This is a genomic window from Bradyrhizobium sp. CCBAU 11386 (assembly GCF_028128955.1).
Taxonomy (GTDB): domain Bacteria; phylum Pseudomonadota; class Alphaproteobacteria; order Rhizobiales; family Xanthobacteraceae; genus Bradyrhizobium.
Window position 1 is genome coordinate 103,421 of sequence record NZ_LBKA01000245.1, and the last position, 20,072, is coordinate 123,492.

Genomic DNA, 20,072 nt, shown 5'->3' on the forward strand with positions numbered 1-20,072 from the left:
CCATGTCGGCGCTGGTCTGCGTCGCGCGGATCGGCGCCGCGCATGGTGTGCGCGGTGCGGTCAAATTGTGGACCTTCACCGAAGATCCCTTTGCCATCAGGCGCTACGGTCCGCTGCTGTCCAAGGACGGCAAGCGCCAGTTCGAGGTCGCGCAGGCGCGCGAGGCGAAAGACCATCTGGTCGCGACGTTCAAGGGCGTCACGACCCGCGATGAGGCCGAGCGCCTCAACGGCATCGAGCTCTACGTCGCGCGCGAACAGCTGCCCGCGACCGATGCGGACGAGTATTACCACACCGATCTGATCGGGCTCGCCGCCGTCACCACGGACGGCGAGGCGCTCGGCCGCGTGCTCGCAATCCATAATTTCGGCGCCGGCGACATCATCGAGATCGCGCCGCCCAAAGGCACGTCGCTGCTGCTGCCGTTCTCCAATGCGGTGGTGCCGGAGGTCGACATCGCCGGCGGCCGCGTCGTGATCGCGCTGCCGGAGGAAATTGAAGGCGAGGAGCGCGACTCTCCTTCCACGAGTCGTCCCGGCGAAGGCCGGGACCCATAACCACAGGCCGGAATTTTTAGCTAAGCTGATCGCTCCAGCCATCGCAAAACTGGCTGCGGTGGTTATGGGTCCCGGATCTGCGCGCGCTCGAGGCGCGCTTGTCCGGGACGACAGAATTCTAGGATACAATGACCAACCCCTCACCCTGGCACGCGACGGTGCTGACGCTGTTTCCGGAGATGTTTCCGGGACCGCTCGGCGTGAGCCTGGCCGGCCGGGCGCTGGCCTCCGGGCTCTGGCAGCTCGAGGCGCGGGACATCCGGGCCTCGGCGACCGACCGCCATCGCAGCGTGGACGACACCCCGGCCGGCGGCGGCCCGGGCATGGTGCTGCGGGCGGATGTTCTGGCGGCCGCCATCGACGCCGCGGAGATCGGCCAAGATTCTCCAAAAAAGCGGCCCCGCCTTCTGATGAGCCCACGGGGTCGGCCATTGACCCAGGCCCGCGTCGTGGAGCTCGCCAAGGGCCCCGGCCCGCTGATCGTCTGTGGGCGGTTCGAGGGGGTGGACCAGCGGGTGATCGACGGGCGGGGCCTGGAGGAGGTCTCGATCGGCGACTACGTGCTGTCCGGGGGCGAAATCGCCGCGCTGGCGCTGATCGACGCCTGCGTCCGGCTGCTGCCGGGGGTGATGGGCAAGGAAGCCTCGGGAACCGAGGAGAGCTTCTCGGACGGCCTGCTCGAATACCCCCAATACACCCGTCCGCAACTGTTCGAGGGGGTCCCGATCCCCGAGATCCTGACCTCCGGCGACCACGCCAAGGTCGCGGCCTGGCGGCGGGCCGAATCCGAGGCCCTGACGGCGGCCCGGCGGCCCGATTTGTGGGCGCAAGTCCCGGCAAAAGCGCCGAATCGGGCCGGTCGCCAAAAAACGCCAAAAAACAAGACAGACGGGTGACAAACGCTCCGGCTTGCCTTATAGCAGCGGCCAAATCCGCAATGGCTGGATAGACGAATTTCGCGCAGCCCCCGTTTGAAAAGGCTGGGCGCGCCGATGGAGATTTACCCATGAACCTGATCAAGCAGCTCGAGCAAGAGCAATTCGACAAGCTGTCCGCCGGCAAGGACATCCCGGAATTCGGCCCCGGCGACACCGTGATCGTCAACGTGAAGGTCGTCGAAGGCGACCGCACCCGCGTGCAGGCCTATGAAGGCGTCTGCATCGGCCGTTCCGGCGGTGGCCTCAACGAGAGCTTCACCGTGCGCAAGATTTCGTACGGCGAGGGCGTCGAGCGCGTGTTCCCGGTGATGTCGCCGATGATCGACTCGATCAAGGTGGTGCGCCGCGGCAAGGTGCGTCGCGCCAAGCTGTATTACCTCCGCAACCTTCGCGGCAAGTCGGCCCGCATCGTCGAGAAGCAGGACCGCGCGACTGCCGTCGGCGAGTAAGCTCCGCCCACCAGGCAAGTTCTAGAAAGCGCGGGGCTCGGCTCCGCGCTTTTTTGTTGCGTCAGCCGTGCGCGTCAAAGCCCTCGCGCTTCCAAATCTCCCTGCTATATATTCTTGGAATGTTTCCAGATCTGACCAGCCTCGCCCCCGTCAAGCGCATCGTCATCGACGATCGCTCGCGGTTGCCTGGCCGGTTCTTCGGACGCTTCGCGACCTCGGCAACGTCAGAGCTTACGCGCGCAGCCTAAAAGCTGCGCTGACGATTTTGTTGCCCCGCGCGCCACCCGCGCTCCTCGCTGACACACATTCCCGGAGCTTAAGCTCATGTCCAAGCCGACCACATTGTACGACAAGATCTGGAACGACCATCTGGTGCACGAAGCCGACGACGGCACCTGCCTGCTCTATATCGACCGCCATCTGGTGCACGAGGTGACCTCGCCGCAGGCGTTCGAAGGCCTGCGCGCGACCGGGCGCAAGGTTCATGCACCGGAAAAGACGCTCGCCGTCGTCGACCACAATGTGCCGACCACCGACCGCTCCAAGCCGAACCCCGATCCTGAAAGCATCGAGCAGATCAAGGCGCTGGCCGAGAACGCCAAGGAATTCGGCATCGAATATTACAACGAGTTCGACAAGCGCCAGGGTATCGTCCACGTCATCGGCCCCGAGCAGGGCTTTACCCTGCCCGGCACCACCATCGTCTGCGGTGACAGCCACACCTCGACGCATGGCGCGTTCGGCGCGCTCGCGCACGGCATCGGCACCTCCGAGGTCGAGCACGTGCTGGCGACGCAGACGCTGATCCAGAAGAAGGCCAAGAACATGCGCGTCACCGTCGACGGCAAATTGCCTGACGGCGTGACCGGCAAGGACATCATCCTCGCCATCATCGGCGAGATCGGCACCGCGGGCGGCACGGGCTACGTGCTGGAATACGCCGGCGACGCGATCCGCGCGCTCAGCATGGAAGGCCGCATGACGGTCTGCAACATGTCGATCGAAGGCGGCGCCCGCGCCGGCCTCGTCGCGCCCGACCAGAAGGCCTACGACTTCCTGCGTGACCGCCCCAAGGCGCCGAAGGGCGCGGCCTGGGACGCTGCGATGCGCTACTGGGAGAAACTGCGCTCCGACGAAGGCGCGCATTTCGACCACGAGCTGCGCCTCGACGCTGCCAAGCTGCCGCCGATCGTGACCTGGGGCACGAGCCCGGAGGACGTCATCTCGGTGACCGGCATCGTGCCCGATCCCGACAAGATCGCGGACGAGGCCAAGCGTCTCTCCAAGCACCGCGCCTTGAAGTATATGGGCCTGACCGCGGGCACGAAGATCACCGACATCAAGCTCGACCGCGTCTTCATCGGCTCCTGCACCAACGGCCGCATCGAAGATCTGCGCGCCGCCGCCAAGATCGCGGAAGGCAAGCAGGTCTCCGCCAGCGTCAACGCCATGGTGGTGCCGGGCTCGGGCATCGTGAAGGAGCAGGCCGAGGCTGAGGGTCTGGACAAGATCTTCATCAAGGCTGGCTTCGAGTGGCGCGAGCCGGGCTGCTCGATGTGCCTTGCCATGAACCCGGACAAGCTCAAGCCGGAAGAGCGCTGCGCCTCGACCTCGAACCGCAATTTCGAGGGCCGCCAGGGCTTCAAGGGCCGCACGCATCTGGTGTCGCCGGCGATGGCGGCGGCAGCTGCGATCGCGGGTCACTTCGTCGACGTCAGAGAGTGGCGGTAAGCTGCTCCCTGCAATTTGAGCTAAGGCGGCAAGCGGTTGTTAAGCGGCAGCGCCGACATTGTGACCTCGCGAAGGCTTCGCGAGGACACGCCTCATGGCCAACAAGCCTGAATATGTCGATCTGATCAGCGAGGCGACGCGCCAGCACCGGCGGCGCGCGACACCCTTGCGCATCGTCGCCGAGCCTGAGGTCGAGGAGACCTCGAAGCTCAGCCGCTGGCCGCCGGCGATGTTCAGGCAATGGAAGATCGAGAACCTGATGCGGTGGAAGTCCGCGTCGTGGAAGTTGAAGGATTGGCTCTAGGCCACATGAACAAAGGGCGCCGTGACGGCGCGCTTTTCATGTCGATCGTGCTTACCAATAGTAGCGGTACGGATAGTGCCAGCGATGCCAGCGGCAGATGCGGCGCGGGCCGTAATAGGTCCAGATGATCCGGCAGCGGCGCGGATGGTGGTAGTAGGGATAGTAGCCGCCGTAATAATGGCGCCGGTGGAAGTGGCGATAGCCGTAATGCGGGCGATAGATCCCGTAGCGATGATAGCCGCCATAATGGTGAATTCCGCCGTAGCGAACGCCGCCGCCGTGAAAGGCCGGCGCGGCGCGGAAGCCGCCGCCACGAAAGCCGCCAAAATGTCCTCCGCCACCGCGGAAGCCGCCGCCGTGAACATGTCCGCCACCACCATGCCCGCCGTGTCCACCGTGGCGAACCTGCGTAACGAGATCGTCGCTTGCGGCCTTCGCCGCCGGCAACGCCGTCGGATTGATGGGAGTCATCGCCTCGGCGCGACGCGCAGTCCCGGCCGACAGCATCAGCGTGGCAACGGCCGCAAGCCCGAGCAAGCGTATCGGGCTCGTCCCAACACCCAAAATCCTCAGCATGGAATTCTCCCTGAACCCAGACAGCGGCATTGCGGCGCAACGTCTCGCGCCACCGCTGTTCATTTGGCTGTTCATTTGCGGTCGCTCCCAAGATTAAATTAGGGACAGCGACGTGAACGCCTCATGAATGAACGAGGTTTCCGGCAACGCGCTCCGGCGCAGTGCCGCGACGGGAGGAATTCTTGCGATGACTGTCTACGCAATTGCGCAATTGAAGATGACGGACCGCGCGGCCTATGGCCGCTATCAGGCGCGGTTCTTCGACGCGTTCAGAAAATCCAGCGGACGGCTGCTTGCGGCCGACGAACATCCGCATGTACTTGAAGGCGCATGGCCGCACGACAAACTTGTCATGATGTCGTTTCCCGACGAGGCAGCGTTTCTCGCCTTCTCGAACTCGCCCGACTATGTCGAGATCTCGCAAGACCGAAAGGCAGGCGCAAAAGCGACAGTGCTGCTGGTCAAAGGATTTGCGCCCGCCGGATAGAGTAGCAACTCACCAGAACGGCCCATAGCCGAATACGAAAGGCGCGGGCACGCCGTAAGGATAGGAACGGTAGTAGACGGGCCGCGCGTAATAGGGCGGATCATGGGGCGCAGAGTGCCGCGCAATGTCGTGGTGTCGCGCGTGTCGTCGCGCATCAAAAACCGCGATCCCCGCCGAGGCATCCGGCTTCGTCGTCCTCTGCATCGCGGAAGCGCGAGGCAAACCGGCGGCGAGCCCAACGAGAACGGCCAATGCAATCCAACGCGTCATGACGACCTCCGCGCCTTGAGCATGCGGGCTTCACAAGGCCGTCTGCAAGTTAAAACAGGCCCGGCGGTGATGGCGATGCCCGCGCCAATGATGACGGCGCCGGTGGTGCTACGACACAAGGATGAGGGTCGAGCTCTGGAGCCTTGAGACTGAATAGGCTATGGATGAACGCGCCCCGGACGCGAATGCAGAGGGCTCGCAACAAGTTCCTGAGTCTCGGCGCAACATTTCAGGCGCCACCAAAACCGGCCGTCAGCGACGAACGTATCTTCTGGTCGAGCGAATGCAGGAGATGGTCATGCCGAATTCCAGCGGATTGCGGATATCTCGCCTCGCGATCGCAGCAAGCCTTGCGCTCGGCGCGAGCTCGGCGATTGCCGCGCAGGGACCGGGCGTCGAGGCCGGCGCGGCGAGCCCGCTGACTCAGTTCGTGATGACGATCCTGGTCTATGGCGCGTCCGCAGCTGTCGTCGGCGCCGGCCTGATCGGCGCGCTCCGCGGGAATTGAGGGGGCGTCAACCCCGGCGCCAGTAGCAGCTCATATGCGGCACGATCACCGTGCCGCTGGGCCGGTATTCCTGCACATAGGTGGCGTTGCACTCGCGGACCGCATCGGGACCGGGATTGTAGCGCGGATAGACGCCGTCCGGGCTGTAATAGGGCGTGACGCGCAGGCGCGCCGAAGGCCGCCTGCGCGTCGGCGGGGCGTCGGGCGAGACGGCCTGGGCCAGCCGGATGTCAGGGCCGGCGGTCTGGGCTTGGGCCGGGGTTTGGGCGCCGACAAAAAAAATCGAAAACAACCCCATGCACAGTAGAACCGGTACTGCTGTTCCCGCCCGCATCACACCACCACTGACCTGAGCCATCCCCTTGATGCGCCGTACGCTCCCCGTTTTCACGCGCGACGTCAACGCTCGATCTTATAAAGCGGGATGCAACGCCGCGGAACCCGCGCTAAGAGAAGTCCATGTGGACGGAATTGAAGGCCCCCTCGCTGGCCGAGATGGAAACGGTGGCCCACGAATTGTTCGAGCGCCTGCCGGCGGAGTTTCGCGGGCTTTGCGAAGGCGTGATCATCCGCGTCGACGACTTCCCGACCGAGGAGGTCCTGGACGAGATGGACTGCGAGAGCGAGTTCGACCTGCTCGGCCTGTTCCAGGGCGTCGGCCTGCCCCAGCAGAGCTTTGGCGACGTGGCGCGGCTGCCCAACATGGTCTGGCTCTACCGCCGGCCGATCCTGGACTACTGGGCCGAGCACGACGAGAGCCTCGGCCATATCGTCCGCCACGTCCTGATCCACGAGATCGGCCACCATTTCGGCCTTTCGGACGACGATATGGCGGCGATTGAGGCCCAAGAGGCGGGTCAAGCAGACTAGATCTGCCGAATTCGGCCTAGGATTCGGCCCCCGATCGCGATAAATACCTGTTCCCCCAGAACCACCCGGGAAAGCGCAACCATGGACAAGTTCACCACGCTGGAAGGCGTCGCGGCGCCGCTGAAGATCATCAATGTCGACACCGACATGATCATTCCGAAGCAGTACCTCAAGACCATCAAGCGCACCGGCCTTGGCAAGGGGCTCTTCTCCGAGCAGCGCTACAAGGACGACGGCAGCGAGAATCCTGATTTCGTCCTCAACCAGCCGGCCTATCGCAATTCGAAGGTGCTGGTCGCCGGCGACAATTTCGGCTGCGGCTCGAGCCGCGAGCACGCGCCCTGGGCGTTGCTCGACTTCGGCATCCGCTGCGTGATCTCGACCTCGTTCGGCGACATCTTCTACAACAACTGCTTCAAGAACGGCATTCTGCCGATCCGCGTTGCCCAAGAAGACCTCGACAAGCTGTTCGACGACGCCGAGCGCGGCGCCAACGCGACGCTGACGATCGACCTGCCGAACCAGGAGATCCGCGGCCCCGACGGCGGCAAGGTCAAGTTCGAGATCGATCCGTTCCGCAAGCACTGCCTGATCAACGGCCTCGACGACATCGGTCTCACCATGGAGAAGAAGGCCTCGATCGACACCTATGAGGACAGGCTCAAGCGCGAACGCGCCTGGGCCTGAGCTCGATATCCGGTTCAAGCCCCGGTGCGATCAGCGCCGGGGCTTTTTCTTTGCCCTGATTATCTCGTATAGCTTCCGGCCATGCTGCCCGACATCGTCACCTTCTGGCATGGCCCGATGGACGCCCTGCGCCAGACCTGCCTGCGCTCGCAGCTTGCGGCCGGCCACAAGGTCACGGTCTACAGCTTTGACACCATTCCCGGCCTGCCCGCGGGCGTCGGCAATGCGGATGCCGAGGCGATCCTGCCGCATGCGTTCTCCGAACGGCTGCGGCCGCCGCAGCCCGACGGAAGCTGGCGCGACTGGACCACGCTTCAGTTCAGCGACTTCTTCCGCATGAAGCTGATGGCGAAGAATCTCGGCCTCTGGCTCGATGCCGACGTCCTGCTGCTCAAGCCCGTCGAGATCGATCCGGCAAAGCCCTATTTCGCCTGGGAGCGGCCGCGCCAGCTCGGCAATTCCGTGATCTACCTGCCGCCGGAGCACGGCATCGTTGCCGCGTTCGAAGAGCTGATGGAGCAGGAGGAGCTGACGCCGAACTGGCTGTCAATGCGCCATCGCATCACCTTCATGATGCGCCGCCTGCGCGGCGGCTCGAACCGCCTCTCGGACATCCGCGTCGCGATCTTCGGACCTGCGGCGCTGACTGCACTTGCGCGCCGCACCGGCGAATTGGGCCGCGCCCTGCCGAAGCAATCGTTCTACGCCGTGCACGCCGAACCGAAGCTGTTCTTTGATCCCTCGAGCTATCTCGGCCTCGTCACCGACCCCGAAATCATCGGCCTGCACATCTCGCCCAAGGGCCGCGGTGGCGAAAAGCCGATCCCGGGCAGCCTGTATGCGTGGGCGACGGAGCGGTTTAGCTGAGAGCCGATTCTCCGCTGTCGTCCCGGCGAAAGCCGGGACCCATAACCACAGGAAGCGGTTTGGCGAAGACCCTCAGTTACATTATTCAATGGCACCGCGCACCATCGATAGACCTCGCGGTATGGGTCCCGGCTTTCGCCGGGACGACGGCGGTGGTTGTTGCGATGCTGCAGCAGCGCGTCCGGGGCACGAGATCGAGTTTGTCGTTAGATCCTGTTTGATCCAGCGCAACGCGCCCCTGCATCATTGTGCTTTATTCGGCTCCAATTCCACGACCCAAACGGAGCCTCGCATGAGCACCGCAAGCAGGCCTTATCCCATCGTTCAGGATCTCATCGACTCCTTTGCGAGCTGGCTGAAGCATCGCCGCGAGATAAACGAGATGCGGCAGCTCGACCGCGCCGATTTCGACCGGATCGCGAGCGATCTCAGGATCGCGCCCGACGATCTCGAAGAGCTGGTCCGTCATGGCAAGCACGCCGCAGATGAGCTGCCGAAGATGCTGGAGCAGCTCGGCATCAACGCCGAAGGGCTCGGCCGCGCACAGCCGCTGCTGCTGCGCGACATGGAGCGGGTCTGCTCGCTCTGCGGTCACAAGGGACAGTGCGACCGCGATCTCGCCGACGGCACCGCCGCGGAGAACTATCACGGCTACTGCGCCAATGCCTCGACACTGGAGTCGCTCGACCGCGCCGATCTCGCGCCGCGCTGAGCGCGCGCCTCTTCGCTACGCCTTCCCCATCGCCGCAATCGCATCCGCAATCGCGATCGTGCGCCGGGCCATGTCGGCGTGCAGGCGCTCCACCATCGCACCATCCAGCCGGATCGCGCCGCGCGAGACGTTCTCCGGCAATTCGAACGCCGCGATGATTTTTCGCGCGCGCGCGACTTCCTCTTCGGGCGGCGTGAAGATCGCGTTGCAGGCCTCGATCTGCGAGGGATGGATCAGCGTCTTGCCATCGAAGCCGAGGTCGCGGCCCTGCGCGCATTCGGTGGCAAACCCGTCGGAATTGTTGATGTCGCTGTAGGGGCCGTCGAGGATCTCGAGGCCGTGGGCGCGCGTCGCCAGGATGCAGTGGGTGATCATCGGGATCATCGCGGCGCGGCCGGGCAGCATCTTGATGCGCGTCTCGCGCGAGATGTCGTTGGGCCCGAACACGAAACCGGAGAGGCGCCTCGATGGATCGCGCCCGGCGGCGGCCAGCTCCTCGGCATGGAGCACGGCGCGCGCGGTCTCGATCATGGCCCAGACTTTTACGGTCGGCGCCGCGCCGAGCTCGGCAAGGCGGCGGCCGATCGTGTCGATATCTTCGACGCTTGAAACTTTTGGAACCAGAATGCCGTCAGGAGATGCCTTGGCCGCCATCGCGACGTCATCCGCCCACCAGGGCGTGTCGAGACCGTTGGTCCGGATCAGGATCTCCCTCTTGCCGAACCCCTTGGCCGCGATCGCGGCGGAAATTCCGTCGCGCGCCACCGCTTTGGCGTCAGGGGCGACGGAATCCTCGAGATCGAGGATCAGTCCGTCGGCGGCCAGATTGCGTGCCTTTTCGAGCGCGCGGGGGTTGGAGCCTGGCATGAACAGATGGCTGCGGCGCGGGCGGGTCATGCGAATGGTCCTTCCGGTTTCCTCGTATCTCTTCTGACCTGAGCCGATAGCACTTGGCCTGCCTATTCGAAAGGCTTGTTCGCCCTTGCGGTATATGGTTAGGCATAAGCCATGATCATGTTCCCTCAGCACTTGCTGGAAGGCTACAGGGCCTTCGCCACCCAGCGGCTGCCGACCGAGCAGACCCGCTATCGCGAGCTGTCGGTGAAGGGGCAGTCGCCTGAAGTGATGGTGATCGGCTGCTGCGACAGCCGCGTCTCGCCCGAGGTGATCTTCGACGTCGGCCCGGGCGAATTGTTCGTCGTCCGCAACATCGCCAATCTGGTGCCGGTCTATCAGCCCGACGGCAACGCGCATGGCGTCTCGGCGGCGCTGGAATATGCGGTGAAGGTGCTGAAGGTGAAGCACATCGTCGTGCTCGGGCACGCGCAATGCGGCGGCATCCGCGCCTTCGTCGACAAGATCGAGCCGCTCACCCCCGGCGACTTCATCGGCCGATGGATGCAGATGTTCATCAAGCCCGGCGAGGTGGTCGAGCAGCGCGACCACGAGAGCATGGCGCAGTTCGTCGAGCGCATCGAGAAGGCCGCGGTGTTCCGCAGCCTGGAAAACCTGATGACGTTCCCGTTCGTGCAGAAGGCGGTCGATGCCGGCCAGATCCAGACCCACGGCGCCTATTTCGGCGTCGCGGAGGGATCGCTGTTCGTGCTGGACAAGGTCGCGAAGGAATTCAAGACGGCGAGTGGCGAATAGTGAGTGGCGAATGGCCCACTCGCTATTCGCCACTCGCCATTCGCGCCTTACGCCGCCTTCTTCTTCGCGCTGATCAGCTTGCGGTTGATCAGCACTTCCGCGATCTGGATCGCGTTCAGCGCGGCGCCCTTGCGTAAGTTGTCCGACACGCACCACAGCACGAGGCCGTTCTCCACCGTGGCGTCCTCGCGGATGCGGCTGATATAGGTGGCGTCCTCGCCGGCCGCTTCGTACGGCGTGGCGTAGCCGCCGGGCTCATGCTTGTCGATGACGAGGCAGCCGGGCGCCGTGCGCAGGATATTGCGGGCTTCGTCGGCGCTGATCGGATTCTCGAACTCGATGTTGACGGCCTCGGAGTGGCCGACGAAGACAGGCACGCGCACGCAGGTCGCGGAGAGCTTGATCTTGGGATCAAGAATCTTCTTGGTCTCCATCATCATCTTCCACTCTTCCTTGGTGTAGCCGTCCTCCATGAAGACGTCGATCTGGGGGATGATGTTGAAGGCGATGCGCGCGGGAAACTTCTTATTGACGATCTCGCTGTTGGTGTAGACGGCCTTGGTCTGCGAGAACAATTCGTCCATCGCGTCCTTGCCGGCGCCCGACACCGATTGGTAGGTCGAGACCACGACGCGCTTGATGGTCGCCTTGTCGTGCAACGGCTTCAGCGCGACCACGAGCTGCGCGGTCGAGCAGTTCGGGTTGGCGATGATGTTCTTCTTCTTGAAGCCCGCCGTCGCGTCCGCGTTCACCTCGGGCACGATCAGCGGTACGTCCGGGTCCATGCGCCAGGCCGAGGAATTGTCGATCACGACCGTGCCGGCGGCGCCGATCTTCGGCGACCATTCCTTCGACACCGAGCCGCCCGCCGACATCAGGCAGATGTCGACGTCGGAGAAGTCGTAATGCTCGAGCGCTTTGACCTTCAGGGTGCGGTCGCCATAGGAGACCTCGACGCCGACGCTGCGGCGTGACGCGAGGGCCACGACCTCGTCCGCGGGGAATTTGCGCTCATCGAGGATGTTGAGCATTTCCCGTCCGACATTGCCGGTCGCGCCGACGACTGCGACTTTGTAACCCATCGTTCACTCTCCGATGAAAAAGCCCGTTCCCGAAGCTGACGCTTAAACAGGAAGAGCAGCGCTTCTATGCGAGAACCGGCCTCAAGACAACGTTGGACCATGCCCGAAGGCCGTGGATGCAGTCGCCTGAGGCCAGCACGGCCGCAACTCCCACCCAGATCCATCTGGCGGTCGCCAATTTCGCCGACGAGGTCGTCGGCACGCTGGCGCGCCTGTTCGCCTATGTGGGGACGCTGGCGCTGTTTGCCATCCTTGGCCTTGCGGCATTAGCTCAGCTCCCGAGCCTTCGCGACGACGCGCCGGCGCTGAAACCGGACTGGAGCGTGGCCGACCGCTCGCATCCCGCCTTCGCCATCAGTCGGCTCGATTCATTAGAGAAAACAGCCTCTTATACCATCCTCCGGCATCCCGAAGGTGGCCGCCGGGACGTGATGCGTTGGACTGGCGAGGCGGACCGGCCCGTCGCCGAGCTCGATATTTACCGGGAAGGCGGCGAATTCGACGTGGCGCGCCCGGCGACAGCAGACCTGGCCGTCCAGATGGGACTTGGCATGGGACTTGGCATGGGACTTGGCGCGGGCCTCGACGCGGCCGCCCCGCTCGAGCAGGCCGGCCTGATCGACACGAAATTCGGCCCGGTTGCCCTGTTCCGGCCGACCGGCACGGCGCAGGCGTGCCTTGGCTATCTCAAGCGCAGCGAGGAGCCGGCGCTCCAGATCTCCGGCTTCTCCTGCCAGGGCGATACGCTGCCCGCCCGGCGCGCGGCCATCGCCTGCACGCTGAACCGGTTGACGCTACTCACCTCGGGCAACGAGCCGAAGCTAGCGGAATTGTTCGCCCGTGCCGAGCTCAAGCGCAGGGGTTGCGACCCCCAGGGCGCGCCGGACTGGCTGCTGGGCGCCGCGAACGCGCAATTGCGCGGAGCGCTTTGACCGGCATCAAGCTCAAGTGGCTGGTATTCATGCAACTTTTGCCGGCGCGTACGATTATTCCGCCCTGGTGTGACCCAATAGACCTAGTTGCGGCCACCCCGACCGGGCTAGTATGGGTCGAAATCGACTGGCGGCTTGCCGCCTGAAGGGGACGTGATGAGCTCGAAATTTTCTGCCGCGAACAAATTGGCGACATTGCTTGCGGCGGGCGCCGCGATTGCCATGGTCTTCGCGGCGCCGGCCTCGGCCGACACCAAGATCAAGCGCTATGACGATCGCGGCCGGCCGTATTACGGCCCGAGCGGCCCCAACGCGGTCTATCAGCAGGGACGCACCCGCATCTATGTGAGCAAGCGCTCCTGGCTCGACGGCGGCACCGAGGTCAATCCGGGCGATCGCAAGTTCACCGACTACGCCTTCCCGCCCGCCGTGGGCTATCCGTCCTTCGCCCGCGAAAACCTCAACCGCCCGATCGATCGCCAGCCGCTGTCCCCGCCGGCCGATGTCGGCGGCTATCCGCAGAACTTCCCGCTGTACTGAGGCGGACGCAGGCACCGAATCAAAATGGCCGGGCTCGCGCCCGGCCATTTTTGTTTTTGGGAGATGCGCCCGCCTTACGCGTTGGCTGCCGGGTCGTAGCGCCTGCAAGATTCCTCGATCGCCTCGGAGCGGAAATCGGCGAGGCGCTCGAAGATCAACTCATCCGGCCAATCCCACCAGGCGATGCGGCGCAGGCTCTCCGCGACGGCATCGTCGAAGCGTTTGCGGATAGGGCGCGCGGGAACGCCGCCGACGATGGTGTAGGGCTCGACATCGCGGCTGACGACTGCGCCTGCCGCGATCACCGCGCCGTCGCCGACGCGCACGCCCGGCAGAAGGATCGCGGCATGGCCGATCCAGACGTCATTGCCGACGATCACCCGGTCGCCGCGGCGATCCGCGAAGAAGTCGCGGTCGCGCGTCGCGCTCGCCTCGTAATATTCAGGGCAATAGGTGAAGCGATGCTGGGACGGGCGGCCCATCGGATGGTTCGGCGCGCCGATCCGCACCGAATTGGCGATCGCCGTGAACTTGCCGATTGCGGCATCGGCGACCTCGCAATTCTCACCGAGATAGGAGTAGTCGCCGAGCGAGGCATATTCGATGCGCGTGTTGGCGAGGACCTCGCAGCGCCGCCCGATCTGCGCCTCGCGCCGGCGCACCGTTTCATGGATGATGGTTTCCGCGATCTTGGGGCGGGGTGAGGTGTCCATGAGGCGGCTCCAATAGCAGATGCCGTAGGGTGGGTTAGCCGAAGGCGTAACCCACCACTGTTTGCCTCCGCGGCAACAAAAGAGGCGGGTTACGCTGCGCTAACCCACCCTACGCTTCTGCGCTTGCCGTCAGGCGTGCAGCTTCTGCAATTCCTTCAGGATCGCTTCGCCCATCTGCGTGGTGGAGGCGGCGGTGGTGCCTTCCGACTTGATGTCGGCGGTGCGCAGGCCGCTGGCGAGCACGGCGGCGATCGCGGCATCGACCTTGTCGGCGAGCGCGCCCATGTCGAAGGAGTAGCGCAGCGCCATGCCGAAGGACGAGATCATCGCGATCGGATTGGCGAGGCCCTTGCCGGCGATGTCAGGCGCCGAGCCGTGCACCGGCTCGTACAGCGCCTTGCGCTTCTTGCTCTTCACGTCGACCTCGCCGAGCGAGGCCGAGGGCAGCATGCCGAGCGAGCCGGTGAGCATCGCCGCGATGTCGGACAGCATGTCGCCGAACAGATTGTCTGTCACGATGACGTCGAACTGCTTCGGCCACTTCACCAGCATCATGCCGCCGGAATCGGCGAGCTGATGCTCGAGCGTGACATCAGGATATTCGCGCTTGTGGACCTGGGTCACGACCTCGTTCCAGAGCACGCCCGACTTCATGACGTTGCGCTTCTCCATCGACGTCACCTTGTTCTTGCGCTTCTTCGCAAGGTCGAAGGCGACGCGGGCGATGCGCTCGATCTCATAGGTGTCGTAGACCTGGGTATCGATGGCGCGCTTCTGGCCGTTGCCGAGATCGGTGATGGTCTTGGGCTCGCCGAAATAGACGCCGCCGGTGAGCTCGCGCACGATGACGATGTCGAGGCCCTCGACCGCCTCGCGCTTCAGGCTGGAGGCATCGGCCAGCGCAGGGTAGCACACGGCCGGGCGGAGGTTGGCGAACAGGCCGAGATCCTTGCGCAGGCGCAGCAGGCCGGCTTCGGGGCGCACCTCGTAGGGAACCGCATCCCACTTGGGACCGCCGACCGCGCCGAAGATGATGGCGTCGGCGGCCATCGCCTTGGCCATGTCGCCCTCGGAGATCGACACCTTGTGAGCGTCATAGGCGGAGCCGCCGACGAGACCGGTGTCGGTCTCGAATTTGGCGATCCCGGCGGAATTGAGCCAGTCGATCAGCCGCTTCACCTCGCCCATCACCTCGGGGCCGATACCGTCGCCGGGAAGCAGCAGTAGTTTGTGGGTCGCCATGGTCGTCCTACCTCCGTATTGCGTCATGGCCGGGCTTGTCCCGGCCATCCACGTCTTCGCTTGCGATGCGAAGAACGTGGATGCCCGGCACAAGGCCGGGCATGACGGCGTCTCGCGAATTTCGGCCGGAGTGCTAGAGCGGTGTTGCGCGCTTGGCAAGACACCATTGCCGCGCCGCGGCTGTGCAAGGCCGGCAGGGCCTGCCACACTGCGGGACGCCGGAGTACCCCTTGCACGCCCAAGACTGCTTTGCTCAAGATCGCCGCCCCCCGCCCGACGCGCACCCCGCGCGGCTGATCCTGACCTTGTCGCTGGCGGCGACGGTCGGGCTCGGCATCGGCCGCTTTGCCTATGCGCTGGTGCTGCCCGACATGCGGGAGGACCTCGGCTGGTCCTACTCGGCGGCCGGTTTCATGAACACCATCAACGCCGTCGGCTACCTCGTGGGCGCGCTGGTTGCGTCCCGGCTGATCCAGCGCGTCGGCTGGTCGGCCGCGATCCGCTTGGGAACCCTGGCCTGCGTCGCCGCGCTCGCCACCTGCGCGCTGACCGGCAATTTCGTGGCGCTGAGCCTGGCACGCTTGGTGCTGGGCCTGGGGGCCGCGGCCGGCTTCGTCGCCGGCGGCGCCCTGGCCGCTTCAATCGCGCAGTCGCGCCCGGAGCGGGCGAATTTCCTGCTCAGCCTGTTCTATGCCGGCCCCGGCATCGGCATCCTCGCCTCGGGGCTGATCGCCCCGTTCACACTGCAGCATTTCGGGCCGGGCTCGTGGTGGCTGGTGTGGTGGGCACTGACGCTGCTCTCGGCCGCGATGACCGTGCCTCTGTTCCTGATCCGCATCGAGAGCCGAGCGCGTTTCACGGAAGGCAGCCACGCCTCCTTCGCCATTCTCCCCGTGCTGATCTATCTCGCCGGCTACTTCCTGTTCGGCGCCGGCTACATCGCCTACATGACCTTCATGATCGCCTATGTGCGCGACGGCGGCGGTGGTGCCGCGGCGCAGGCCGCGTTCTGGAGCCTGATCGGTCTCAGTGCCTTCGTCACGCCGTGGGTCTGGCGCGGCGTCCTCGCGCTCGATCGCGGCGGGCTTGCCACCGCCATCATCCTCGGCACCAACGCGCTCGGCGCGGGCCTGCCGATGCTGGGACATTCGACCGCGTGGCTTGCGACCTCGGCCGTCGTGTTCGGCGTCGCCTTCTTCGCCGTGGTCGGCTCGACCACGGCCTTCGTCCGCTTCAATTATCCGCCCGAGGTTTGGCCGACCGCGATCGCGGCAATGACGATCTCGTTCGGCGTCGGCCAGACTCTGGGACCGATCGTGGTCGGCGCGATCACGGATGCGCTGGGCAGCCTGAGTTATGCGCTGAACGTCTCGGCGGCGCTGCTGGCGCTTGGCGCGGTGGCAGCGCTGTGCCAGCGGAAGGTGGGGCCAGAAGGGCGAATGGCGAATGGCGAATAGCCAATTGAGAGCGGATAGGCTTCACTGCTTCCCTACTCGCTACTCCCCATTCGCTATTCGCCCTCTCAGCTCCCACTAAACGAATTATACCCCTGGTCTTCCCAATAGCCGCCCTTGTAGTCGTTGGTGACTTCCATCGAGACGACGTATTTCGGGTTCTTGAAGCCGAGCTTGGTCGGCACGCGGATCTTCATTGGAAAACCATAAGCGCGCGGCAGGATCTCGCCCGCGTATTTGAACGTCATCTGGGTCTGCGGATGCAGCGCGCTGCGCATGTCCAGAGGCGAGTTGTAGCCATCCTTGTCGGCGCACTGGAACCAGACATATTTGGCGCGCGTGTCGGCGCCGATCAGCTTGAGGAAATCGCGGAGCGGCGTGCCGGTCCAGCTGCCGATCGCGCTCCAGCCCTCGACGCAGATGTGACGGGTGATCTGCGTGACCTGCGGCAGTTTGTAGAGCTCGTCCAGCGTCCAGGACTTCTTGTTGTCGACGAGGCCGCGCACTTCGAGCTTCCAGTCGGCGGCCGAAACCTCCGGCGCATCGTCGAGATCGTAATAGGCGTTGAACGGAAACGGCTTCGTGATCGCGCTCTCGGGGAAGGTCGGCGCCAGCGCGTCGGGATTGAAAATGAAATCCTGCACGGCGTCGTTGAACTTCGAGACACTCTTCAGCATCTCCTCGGCGGAGGACGAGTCGATCACGTCGCAGCCGGTGAGCAGCGTCAGTGCGCCGAGGCTGGCGCCGCCCGCGATGAAGCGGCGGCGGGTGACATCAGGCATCGTCTTGATCGAGTCCTTGATCAGCAGCCGCTTGTCGACGCCGGGGATCAGGAATGAACGCTTGGCCATGGCTGCTCTCCCTCAGCGACCGATGATCATCGCGCGCAGGCTCTTCGGCACCAGCAGCGCGAGGGCGACGTGGATGACAAGGAAGGCGCAGATCGCGGCCATGCAGAAGAAGTGGACGTAGCGCGCGGTCGGATAGTCGCCGAACAGCATGACCAGCCAATGCAGCTGCACCGGCTTCCACATCCCCAGGCCGGACAGCACGATAAGTACGCCGACCACGATGATGCCGGCATAGAGCACGCGCTGCACGTAATTGTAGACGGTGAGATCGTCATGGCCGAGCTTGAAGGTCAGCGCCGCCCTGACGTCGTGGAGCACGCCGGCCGGCGTGATCGGCAGCAGCTTTTTGCGGAAGCGGCCGGTGGCAAAGCCCGTGACCAGATAGGCGAGGCCGTTGATCATCAAGAGCCACATCGCCGCAAAATGCCAGAGCAGGCCGCCGCCGAGCCAGCCGCCGAGCGTATACTCACGCGGGAAGCTGAAACCGAACAGCGGCGAGGCGTTGTAGATCTGCCAGCCCGACAGGATCATCAGGATCATGGCAAGAGCGTTGATCCAATGCATGACGCGAACCCAGGCCGGCTGGATCACTTTGGCCGGGCTGGACCTGACCTGCTCGTCGGTGACTGTGAGGCTTGCCATGATGGTTCCGTCCTTGGATCGTCCCTTGGATCGTCTGTCGGGAATTATACGCCGGGCATTCCGTTTTCGTTACGCCCCGCCGACGATCGAATCGATGCCGGCGGGCTATCGCGGTCACAATAAAGCGAGCCGGGTGGCCCCGGCTCGCCGTTTCGTCGCACCCTGCCGGGGATGAAACAGGATGCCGCGGTGTTACGTCGCCGGCATCAGCACGGTGTCGACCACATGGATCACGCCGTTCGACTGGTTGACGTTGGAGATCGTCACCATCGAGGTGCCGCCCTTGGCGTCGACGATCCAGACCTTGCCGTCCATCTTCTTCACCGTCAGCTCCTCGCCTTCCGCCGTCTTCAGCTTCTTGCCGTCGGTGAGGTCGGAGGCCTCGAGCTTGCCGGGCACGACATGGTAGGTGAGGATCTTGGTCAGGGTCGCCTTGTTCTCGGGCTTGACCAGGGTGTCGACGGTGCCGGCCGGCAGCTTGCCGAAGGCGGCGTTGGTCGGCGCGAACACCGTGAACGGGCCCTTGCTTTCCAGCGTCGGCACGAGACCGGCCGCCTTCACCGCCGCCACCAGCGTGGTGTGGTCCTTGGAGTTGACGGCGTTCTGGACGATGTTCTTGGACGGGAACATCGCAGCGCCGCCGACCATGACGGTCTTCTCTTCTTCGGCACGAACGGGCGCGACGACGGTCGCGGTGATGGCGAGGGCGCTGAAGGCGGCGGCAGCGAGATAGGCAATACGCTTCGACATGGAAAGTCTCCCGATTGAATTGAGCCCGGCAATGGCCGGTGCTTGAGTTGGGGCAACAACGGCGGCTGCGGCAGTTTGACGTGAAGCAGCAGCGCCGTCGTTGGACCGAACTACGGGAGGGTTTGCGAAGTGGTTTCGGGGAAAAATTCTTTGTGATGCGTGAAACTATGTGCGGGGTGCTTCGTGTGGTGCGCGGGTGCGGTCCACACACTCCGCCATCGTCCCGGACAAGCGCAGCTCCCGACAACGCGCAGCGTTGTCTGGAGCGGAGCGCAGAGCCGGGACCCATAACCCCAGGAAGATATCGTGGCACGAGCTGGCAACCACGAGTCTTCGCCAAACTCCTCCCTGTGGTTATGGGTCCCGGGCTCGCGACTTCGTCGCGCCCCGGGACGACGAGAGGAGATTGTGGCGCGCGCTATACCTCAGTCCCTGCTCAACGGCGTCTGGATGAACCCGCGATTGTGCGTCGGGCTGATCAGGAGCTCGTTGATGCAGACCCGCGCCGGCATCGACGCGATGAAGGCGATGGTGCGGCCGAGATCTTCGGATTGCAGCATCCTGGCCTGCTCCTCCTCGCTCGGCACCACCGGACGCAGCTTCAGGATCGGGGTCGCCACCTCGCCCGGCATCAGGCAACAGGCGCGCAGGCCGTTGACGCATTCATCCATGTTGAAGGAATGGGTCAGCGCCAGCACCGCGTGCTTGGTCGTGGTGTAGGCCGGGCCCGGCATCTTCGAGACGTGCCGGCCGGCCCAGGACGAGACGTTGATGATCGAGCCGTCCTTTTGCTTGCGCATCGTCGGCAGCACCGCGCGCATGCAATAGAGCACGCCGTTGAGGTTGACCTGGACCAGCTTGTCCCAGCCTTCCAGTTCCAAGTCCTTCCAGCTCCGCTTGGGGACATTGATGCCGGCATTGTTGACCAGGAGGTCGATGCGGCCATGCTTCGCGACGATCTGATCGGCCGCCTTCTGGGCTTCAGTGGCGTCGGATACGTCCAGCGCAATCGCCTCGGCCGCCCCGCCCGCCCCGGTGATCTTGGCAACCACGGTATCCAGGGCTGACTGGCGCCGGCCCGAGACCACCACCGTCCAGCCGTCGGCAGCTAACGCCTCGGCGCCGGCCTCCCCGATCCCGCTGCCGCCGCCCGTGATCCAGGCCACGCGTTTCCCGTTTTTTGTCATGCAAACTGTCTCCGTTGCTTCATCGGGGCGGTTTTTGCTAATCCAGCCCTCGGTTTTGACCGACCTTGCGGTC

The 20,072-nt window shown here is 64.6% G+C and carries 26 protein-coding genes; 15 read left to right on the top strand and 11 right to left on the bottom strand.

Annotated features, from left to right (window positions below; all coding sequences use genetic code 11):
* Positions 1–2 precede the first annotated feature (2 nt).
* The 5 genes from rimM (at position 3) to XI09_RS29365 (ending at position 3,979) form a co-directional block, all read left to right on the top strand.
* On the top strand, positions 3–557 hold the full coding sequence (gene rimM, locus XI09_RS29345) for a ribosome maturation factor RimM (protein ID WP_271569933.1): 555 nt from the start codon (positions 3–5) through the stop codon (positions 555–557).
* A 128-nt stretch (positions 558–685) separates the two neighbouring features.
* Entirely contained in the window at positions 686–1,453 is a 768-nt protein-coding gene (gene trmD, locus XI09_RS29350) for a tRNA (guanosine(37)-N1)-methyltransferase TrmD (protein ID WP_271569934.1), read from the top strand.
* Between the two features lie 110 nt (positions 1,454–1,563).
* Entirely contained in the window at positions 1,564–1,944 is a 381-nt protein-coding gene (rplS, locus tag XI09_RS29355; protein WP_092189506.1) for a 50S ribosomal protein L19, read from the top strand.
* 324 nt (positions 1,945–2,268) lie between these two features.
* On the top strand, positions 2,269–3,675 hold the full coding sequence (gene leuC / locus XI09_RS29360; protein ID WP_271569935.1) for a 3-isopropylmalate dehydratase large subunit: 1,407 nt from the start codon (positions 2,269–2,271) through the stop codon (positions 3,673–3,675).
* A 94-nt stretch (positions 3,676–3,769) separates the two neighbouring features.
* Positions 3,770–3,979: a hypothetical protein gene (locus tag XI09_RS29365; RefSeq protein WP_271569936.1), complete on the top strand. Its 210-nt coding sequence runs from the start codon at positions 3,770–3,772 to the stop codon at positions 3,977–3,979.
* A gap of 51 nt (positions 3,980–4,030) precedes the next feature.
* Here XI09_RS29365 and XI09_RS29370 read toward each other — a convergent pair whose 3' ends face one another.
* Entirely contained in the window at positions 4,031–4,555 is a 525-nt protein-coding gene (locus tag XI09_RS29370) for a hypothetical protein (protein ID WP_271569937.1), read from the bottom strand.
* Between the two features lie 187 nt (positions 4,556–4,742).
* Here XI09_RS29370 and XI09_RS29375 point away from each other — a divergent pair, with 187 nt between their 5' ends.
* The gene (locus XI09_RS29375) at positions 4,743–5,042 is read left to right on the top strand and encodes a DUF1330 domain-containing protein (RefSeq protein ID WP_271569938.1); all 300 of its coding nucleotides are present in this window, start codon (positions 4,743–4,745) and stop codon (positions 5,040–5,042) included.
* A 9-nt stretch (positions 5,043–5,051) separates the two neighbouring features.
* On the opposite strand, the gene XI09_RS29380 is transcribed toward XI09_RS29375, so the two are convergent.
* Entirely contained in the window at positions 5,052–5,312 is a 261-nt protein-coding gene (locus XI09_RS29380) for a hypothetical protein (RefSeq protein WP_271569939.1), read from the bottom strand.
* Positions 5,313–5,610: 298 nt separating this feature from the next.
* On the opposite strand from XI09_RS29380, the gene XI09_RS29385 reads away from it, so the two are divergent.
* Positions 5,611–5,820, top strand: coding sequence for a hypothetical protein (locus tag XI09_RS29385; RefSeq protein WP_271569940.1), 210 nt, complete (start codon positions 5,611–5,613; stop codon positions 5,818–5,820).
* Positions 5,821–5,827: 7 nt separating this feature from the next.
* Here the strand turns inward: XI09_RS29385 and XI09_RS29390 are convergent, their stop codons facing one another.
* Positions 5,828–6,118, bottom strand: a complete 291-nt coding sequence (locus tag XI09_RS29390; protein ID WP_271569966.1) for a hypothetical protein — start codon at positions 6,116–6,118, stop codon at positions 5,828–5,830.
* Between the two features lie 161 nt (positions 6,119–6,279).
* Between XI09_RS29390 and XI09_RS29395 the strand changes: the two genes are divergently transcribed.
* The 4 genes from XI09_RS29395 to XI09_RS29410 all read left to right on the top strand — a co-directional run bounded on the left by XI09_RS29395 (position 6,280) and on the right by XI09_RS29410 (position 8,956).
* Entirely contained in the window at positions 6,280–6,690 is a 411-nt protein-coding gene (locus tag XI09_RS29395) for a metallopeptidase family protein (RefSeq protein WP_271569941.1), read from the top strand.
* Between the two features lie 81 nt (positions 6,691–6,771).
* Complete coding sequence (gene leuD / locus XI09_RS29400) at positions 6,772–7,377, top strand: 3-isopropylmalate dehydratase small subunit (protein WP_271569942.1); 606 nt, start codon at positions 6,772–6,774, stop codon at positions 7,375–7,377.
* Between the two features lie 81 nt (positions 7,378–7,458).
* Positions 7,459–8,244 (top strand): hypothetical protein, encoded by a 786-nt coding sequence (locus XI09_RS29405; protein WP_271569943.1) that lies wholly within the window; start codon positions 7,459–7,461, stop codon positions 8,242–8,244.
* A 292-nt stretch (positions 8,245–8,536) separates the two neighbouring features.
* Positions 8,537–8,956 (top strand): DUF6455 family protein, encoded by a 420-nt coding sequence (locus tag XI09_RS29410; protein WP_271569944.1) that lies wholly within the window; start codon positions 8,537–8,539, stop codon positions 8,954–8,956.
* Between the two features lie 15 nt (positions 8,957–8,971).
* On the opposite strand, the gene XI09_RS29415 is transcribed toward XI09_RS29410, so the two are convergent.
* Positions 8,972–9,853 carry an HpcH/HpaI aldolase/citrate lyase family protein gene (locus XI09_RS29415; RefSeq protein ID WP_271569945.1) on the bottom strand — a complete coding sequence of 294 codons (882 nt, stop codon included), beginning with the start codon at positions 9,851–9,853 and terminating at the stop codon, positions 8,972–8,974.
* A 111-nt stretch (positions 9,854–9,964) separates the two neighbouring features.
* Between XI09_RS29415 and XI09_RS29420 the strand changes: the two genes are divergently transcribed.
* On the top strand, positions 9,965–10,606 hold the full coding sequence (locus tag XI09_RS29420) for a carbonic anhydrase (protein WP_271569946.1): 642 nt from the start codon (positions 9,965–9,967) through the stop codon (positions 10,604–10,606).
* Between the two features lie 47 nt (positions 10,607–10,653).
* Here the strand turns inward: XI09_RS29420 and XI09_RS29425 are convergent, their stop codons facing one another.
* On the bottom strand, positions 10,654–11,688 hold the full coding sequence (locus tag XI09_RS29425; protein ID WP_271569947.1) for an aspartate-semialdehyde dehydrogenase: 1,035 nt from the start codon (positions 11,686–11,688) through the stop codon (positions 10,654–10,656).
* A gap of 116 nt (positions 11,689–11,804) precedes the next feature.
* On the opposite strand from XI09_RS29425, the gene XI09_RS29430 reads away from it, so the two are divergent.
* Positions 11,805–12,620, top strand: coding sequence for a hypothetical protein (locus XI09_RS29430; RefSeq protein WP_271569948.1), 816 nt, complete (start codon positions 11,805–11,807; stop codon positions 12,618–12,620).
* Positions 12,621–12,776: 156 nt separating this feature from the next.
* A complete protein-coding gene (locus tag XI09_RS29435; protein ID WP_271569949.1) occupies positions 12,777–13,160 on the top strand; it encodes a hypothetical protein in 384 nt (127 codons plus the stop codon).
* Between the two features lie 74 nt (positions 13,161–13,234).
* On the opposite strand, the gene XI09_RS29440 is transcribed toward XI09_RS29435, so the two are convergent.
* Complete coding sequence (locus XI09_RS29440; protein WP_271569950.1) at positions 13,235–13,873, bottom strand: DapH/DapD/GlmU-related protein; 639 nt, start codon at positions 13,871–13,873, stop codon at positions 13,235–13,237.
* Between the two features lie 129 nt (positions 13,874–14,002).
* Entirely contained in the window at positions 14,003–15,115 is a 1,113-nt protein-coding gene (gene leuB / locus XI09_RS29445; RefSeq protein ID WP_092189477.1) for a 3-isopropylmalate dehydrogenase, read from the bottom strand.
* A gap of 230 nt (positions 15,116–15,345) precedes the next feature.
* Here leuB and XI09_RS29450 point away from each other — a divergent pair, with 230 nt between their 5' ends.
* Complete coding sequence (locus XI09_RS29450; protein ID WP_271569951.1) at positions 15,346–16,572, top strand: YbfB/YjiJ family MFS transporter; 1,227 nt, start codon at positions 15,346–15,348, stop codon at positions 16,570–16,572.
* 65 nt (positions 16,573–16,637) lie between these two features.
* On the opposite strand, the gene XI09_RS29455 is transcribed toward XI09_RS29450, so the two are convergent.
* The 4 genes from XI09_RS29455 to XI09_RS29470 form a co-directional block, all read right to left on the bottom strand.
* Positions 16,638–17,420 carry a molybdopterin-binding protein gene (locus tag XI09_RS29455; RefSeq protein WP_027543910.1) on the bottom strand — a complete coding sequence of 261 codons (783 nt, stop codon included), beginning with the start codon at positions 17,418–17,420 and terminating at the stop codon, positions 16,638–16,640.
* 12 nt (positions 17,421–17,432) lie between these two features.
* Complete coding sequence (locus XI09_RS29460; RefSeq protein WP_092189473.1) at positions 17,433–18,062, bottom strand: cytochrome b/b6 domain-containing protein; 630 nt, start codon at positions 18,060–18,062, stop codon at positions 17,433–17,435.
* Positions 18,063–18,254: 192 nt separating this feature from the next.
* Positions 18,255–18,812: a fasciclin domain-containing protein gene (locus XI09_RS29465; protein WP_271569952.1), complete on the bottom strand. Its 558-nt coding sequence runs from the start codon at positions 18,810–18,812 to the stop codon at positions 18,255–18,257.
* Between the two features lie 425 nt (positions 18,813–19,237).
* Positions 19,238–19,999, bottom strand: coding sequence for an SDR family oxidoreductase (locus XI09_RS29470; RefSeq protein ID WP_271569953.1), 762 nt, complete (start codon positions 19,997–19,999; stop codon positions 19,238–19,240).
* Between the last annotated feature and the right edge of the window lie 73 nt (positions 20,000–20,072).

What these genes read in the sequence shown, in the direction of transcription:
- rimM (WP_271569933.1), top strand. Translation starts at nt 3, where the DNA reads ATGTCGGCGCTGGTCTGCGTCGCGCGGATCGGCGCCGCGCATGGTGTG.
- trmD (WP_271569934.1), top strand. Translation starts at nt 686, where the DNA reads ATGACCAACCCCTCACCCTGGCACGCGACGGTGCTGACGCTGTTTCCG.
- rplS (WP_092189506.1), top strand. Translation starts at nt 1,564, where the DNA reads ATGAACCTGATCAAGCAGCTCGAGCAAGAGCAATTCGACAAGCTGTCC.
- leuC (WP_271569935.1), top strand. Translation starts at nt 2,269, where the DNA reads ATGTCCAAGCCGACCACATTGTACGACAAGATCTGGAACGACCATCTG.
- XI09_RS29365 (WP_271569936.1), top strand. Translation starts at nt 3,770, where the DNA reads ATGGCCAACAAGCCTGAATATGTCGATCTGATCAGCGAGGCGACGCGC.
- XI09_RS29370 (WP_271569937.1), bottom strand. Translation starts at nt 4,555, where the DNA reads ATGCTGAGGATTTTGGGTGTTGGGACGAGCCCGATACGCTTGCTCGGG.
- XI09_RS29375 (WP_271569938.1), top strand. Translation starts at nt 4,743, where the DNA reads ATGACTGTCTACGCAATTGCGCAATTGAAGATGACGGACCGCGCGGCC.
- XI09_RS29380 (WP_271569939.1), bottom strand. Translation starts at nt 5,312, where the DNA reads ATGACGCGTTGGATTGCATTGGCCGTTCTCGTTGGGCTCGCCGCCGGT.
- XI09_RS29385 (WP_271569940.1), top strand. Translation starts at nt 5,611, where the DNA reads ATGCCGAATTCCAGCGGATTGCGGATATCTCGCCTCGCGATCGCAGCA.
- XI09_RS29390 (WP_271569966.1), bottom strand. Translation starts at nt 6,118, where the DNA reads ATGGGGTTGTTTTCGATTTTTTTTGTCGGCGCCCAAACCCCGGCCCAA.
- XI09_RS29395 (WP_271569941.1), top strand. Translation starts at nt 6,280, where the DNA reads ATGTGGACGGAATTGAAGGCCCCCTCGCTGGCCGAGATGGAAACGGTG.
- leuD (WP_271569942.1), top strand. Translation starts at nt 6,772, where the DNA reads ATGGACAAGTTCACCACGCTGGAAGGCGTCGCGGCGCCGCTGAAGATC.
- XI09_RS29405 (WP_271569943.1), top strand. Translation starts at nt 7,459, where the DNA reads ATGCTGCCCGACATCGTCACCTTCTGGCATGGCCCGATGGACGCCCTG.
- XI09_RS29410 (WP_271569944.1), top strand. Translation starts at nt 8,537, where the DNA reads ATGAGCACCGCAAGCAGGCCTTATCCCATCGTTCAGGATCTCATCGAC.
- XI09_RS29415 (WP_271569945.1), bottom strand. Translation starts at nt 9,853, where the DNA reads ATGACCCGCCCGCGCCGCAGCCATCTGTTCATGCCAGGCTCCAACCCC.
- XI09_RS29420 (WP_271569946.1), top strand. Translation starts at nt 9,965, where the DNA reads ATGATCATGTTCCCTCAGCACTTGCTGGAAGGCTACAGGGCCTTCGCC.
- XI09_RS29425 (WP_271569947.1), bottom strand. Translation starts at nt 11,688, where the DNA reads ATGGGTTACAAAGTCGCAGTCGTCGGCGCGACCGGCAATGTCGGACGG.
- XI09_RS29430 (WP_271569948.1), top strand. Translation starts at nt 11,805, where the DNA reads ATGCAGTCGCCTGAGGCCAGCACGGCCGCAACTCCCACCCAGATCCAT.
- XI09_RS29435 (WP_271569949.1), top strand. Translation starts at nt 12,777, where the DNA reads ATGAGCTCGAAATTTTCTGCCGCGAACAAATTGGCGACATTGCTTGCG.
- XI09_RS29440 (WP_271569950.1), bottom strand. Translation starts at nt 13,873, where the DNA reads ATGGACACCTCACCCCGCCCCAAGATCGCGGAAACCATCATCCATGAA.
- leuB (WP_092189477.1), bottom strand. Translation starts at nt 15,115, where the DNA reads ATGGCGACCCACAAACTACTGCTGCTTCCCGGCGACGGTATCGGCCCC.
- XI09_RS29455 (WP_027543910.1), bottom strand. Translation starts at nt 17,420, where the DNA reads ATGGCCAAGCGTTCATTCCTGATCCCCGGCGTCGACAAGCGGCTGCTG.
- XI09_RS29460 (WP_092189473.1), bottom strand. Translation starts at nt 18,062, where the DNA reads ATGGCAAGCCTCACAGTCACCGACGAGCAGGTCAGGTCCAGCCCGGCC.
- XI09_RS29465 (WP_271569952.1), bottom strand. Translation starts at nt 18,812, where the DNA reads ATGTCGAAGCGTATTGCCTATCTCGCTGCCGCCGCCTTCAGCGCCCTC.
- XI09_RS29470 (WP_271569953.1), bottom strand. Translation starts at nt 19,999, where the DNA reads ATGACAAAAAACGGGAAACGCGTGGCCTGGATCACGGGCGGCGGCAGC.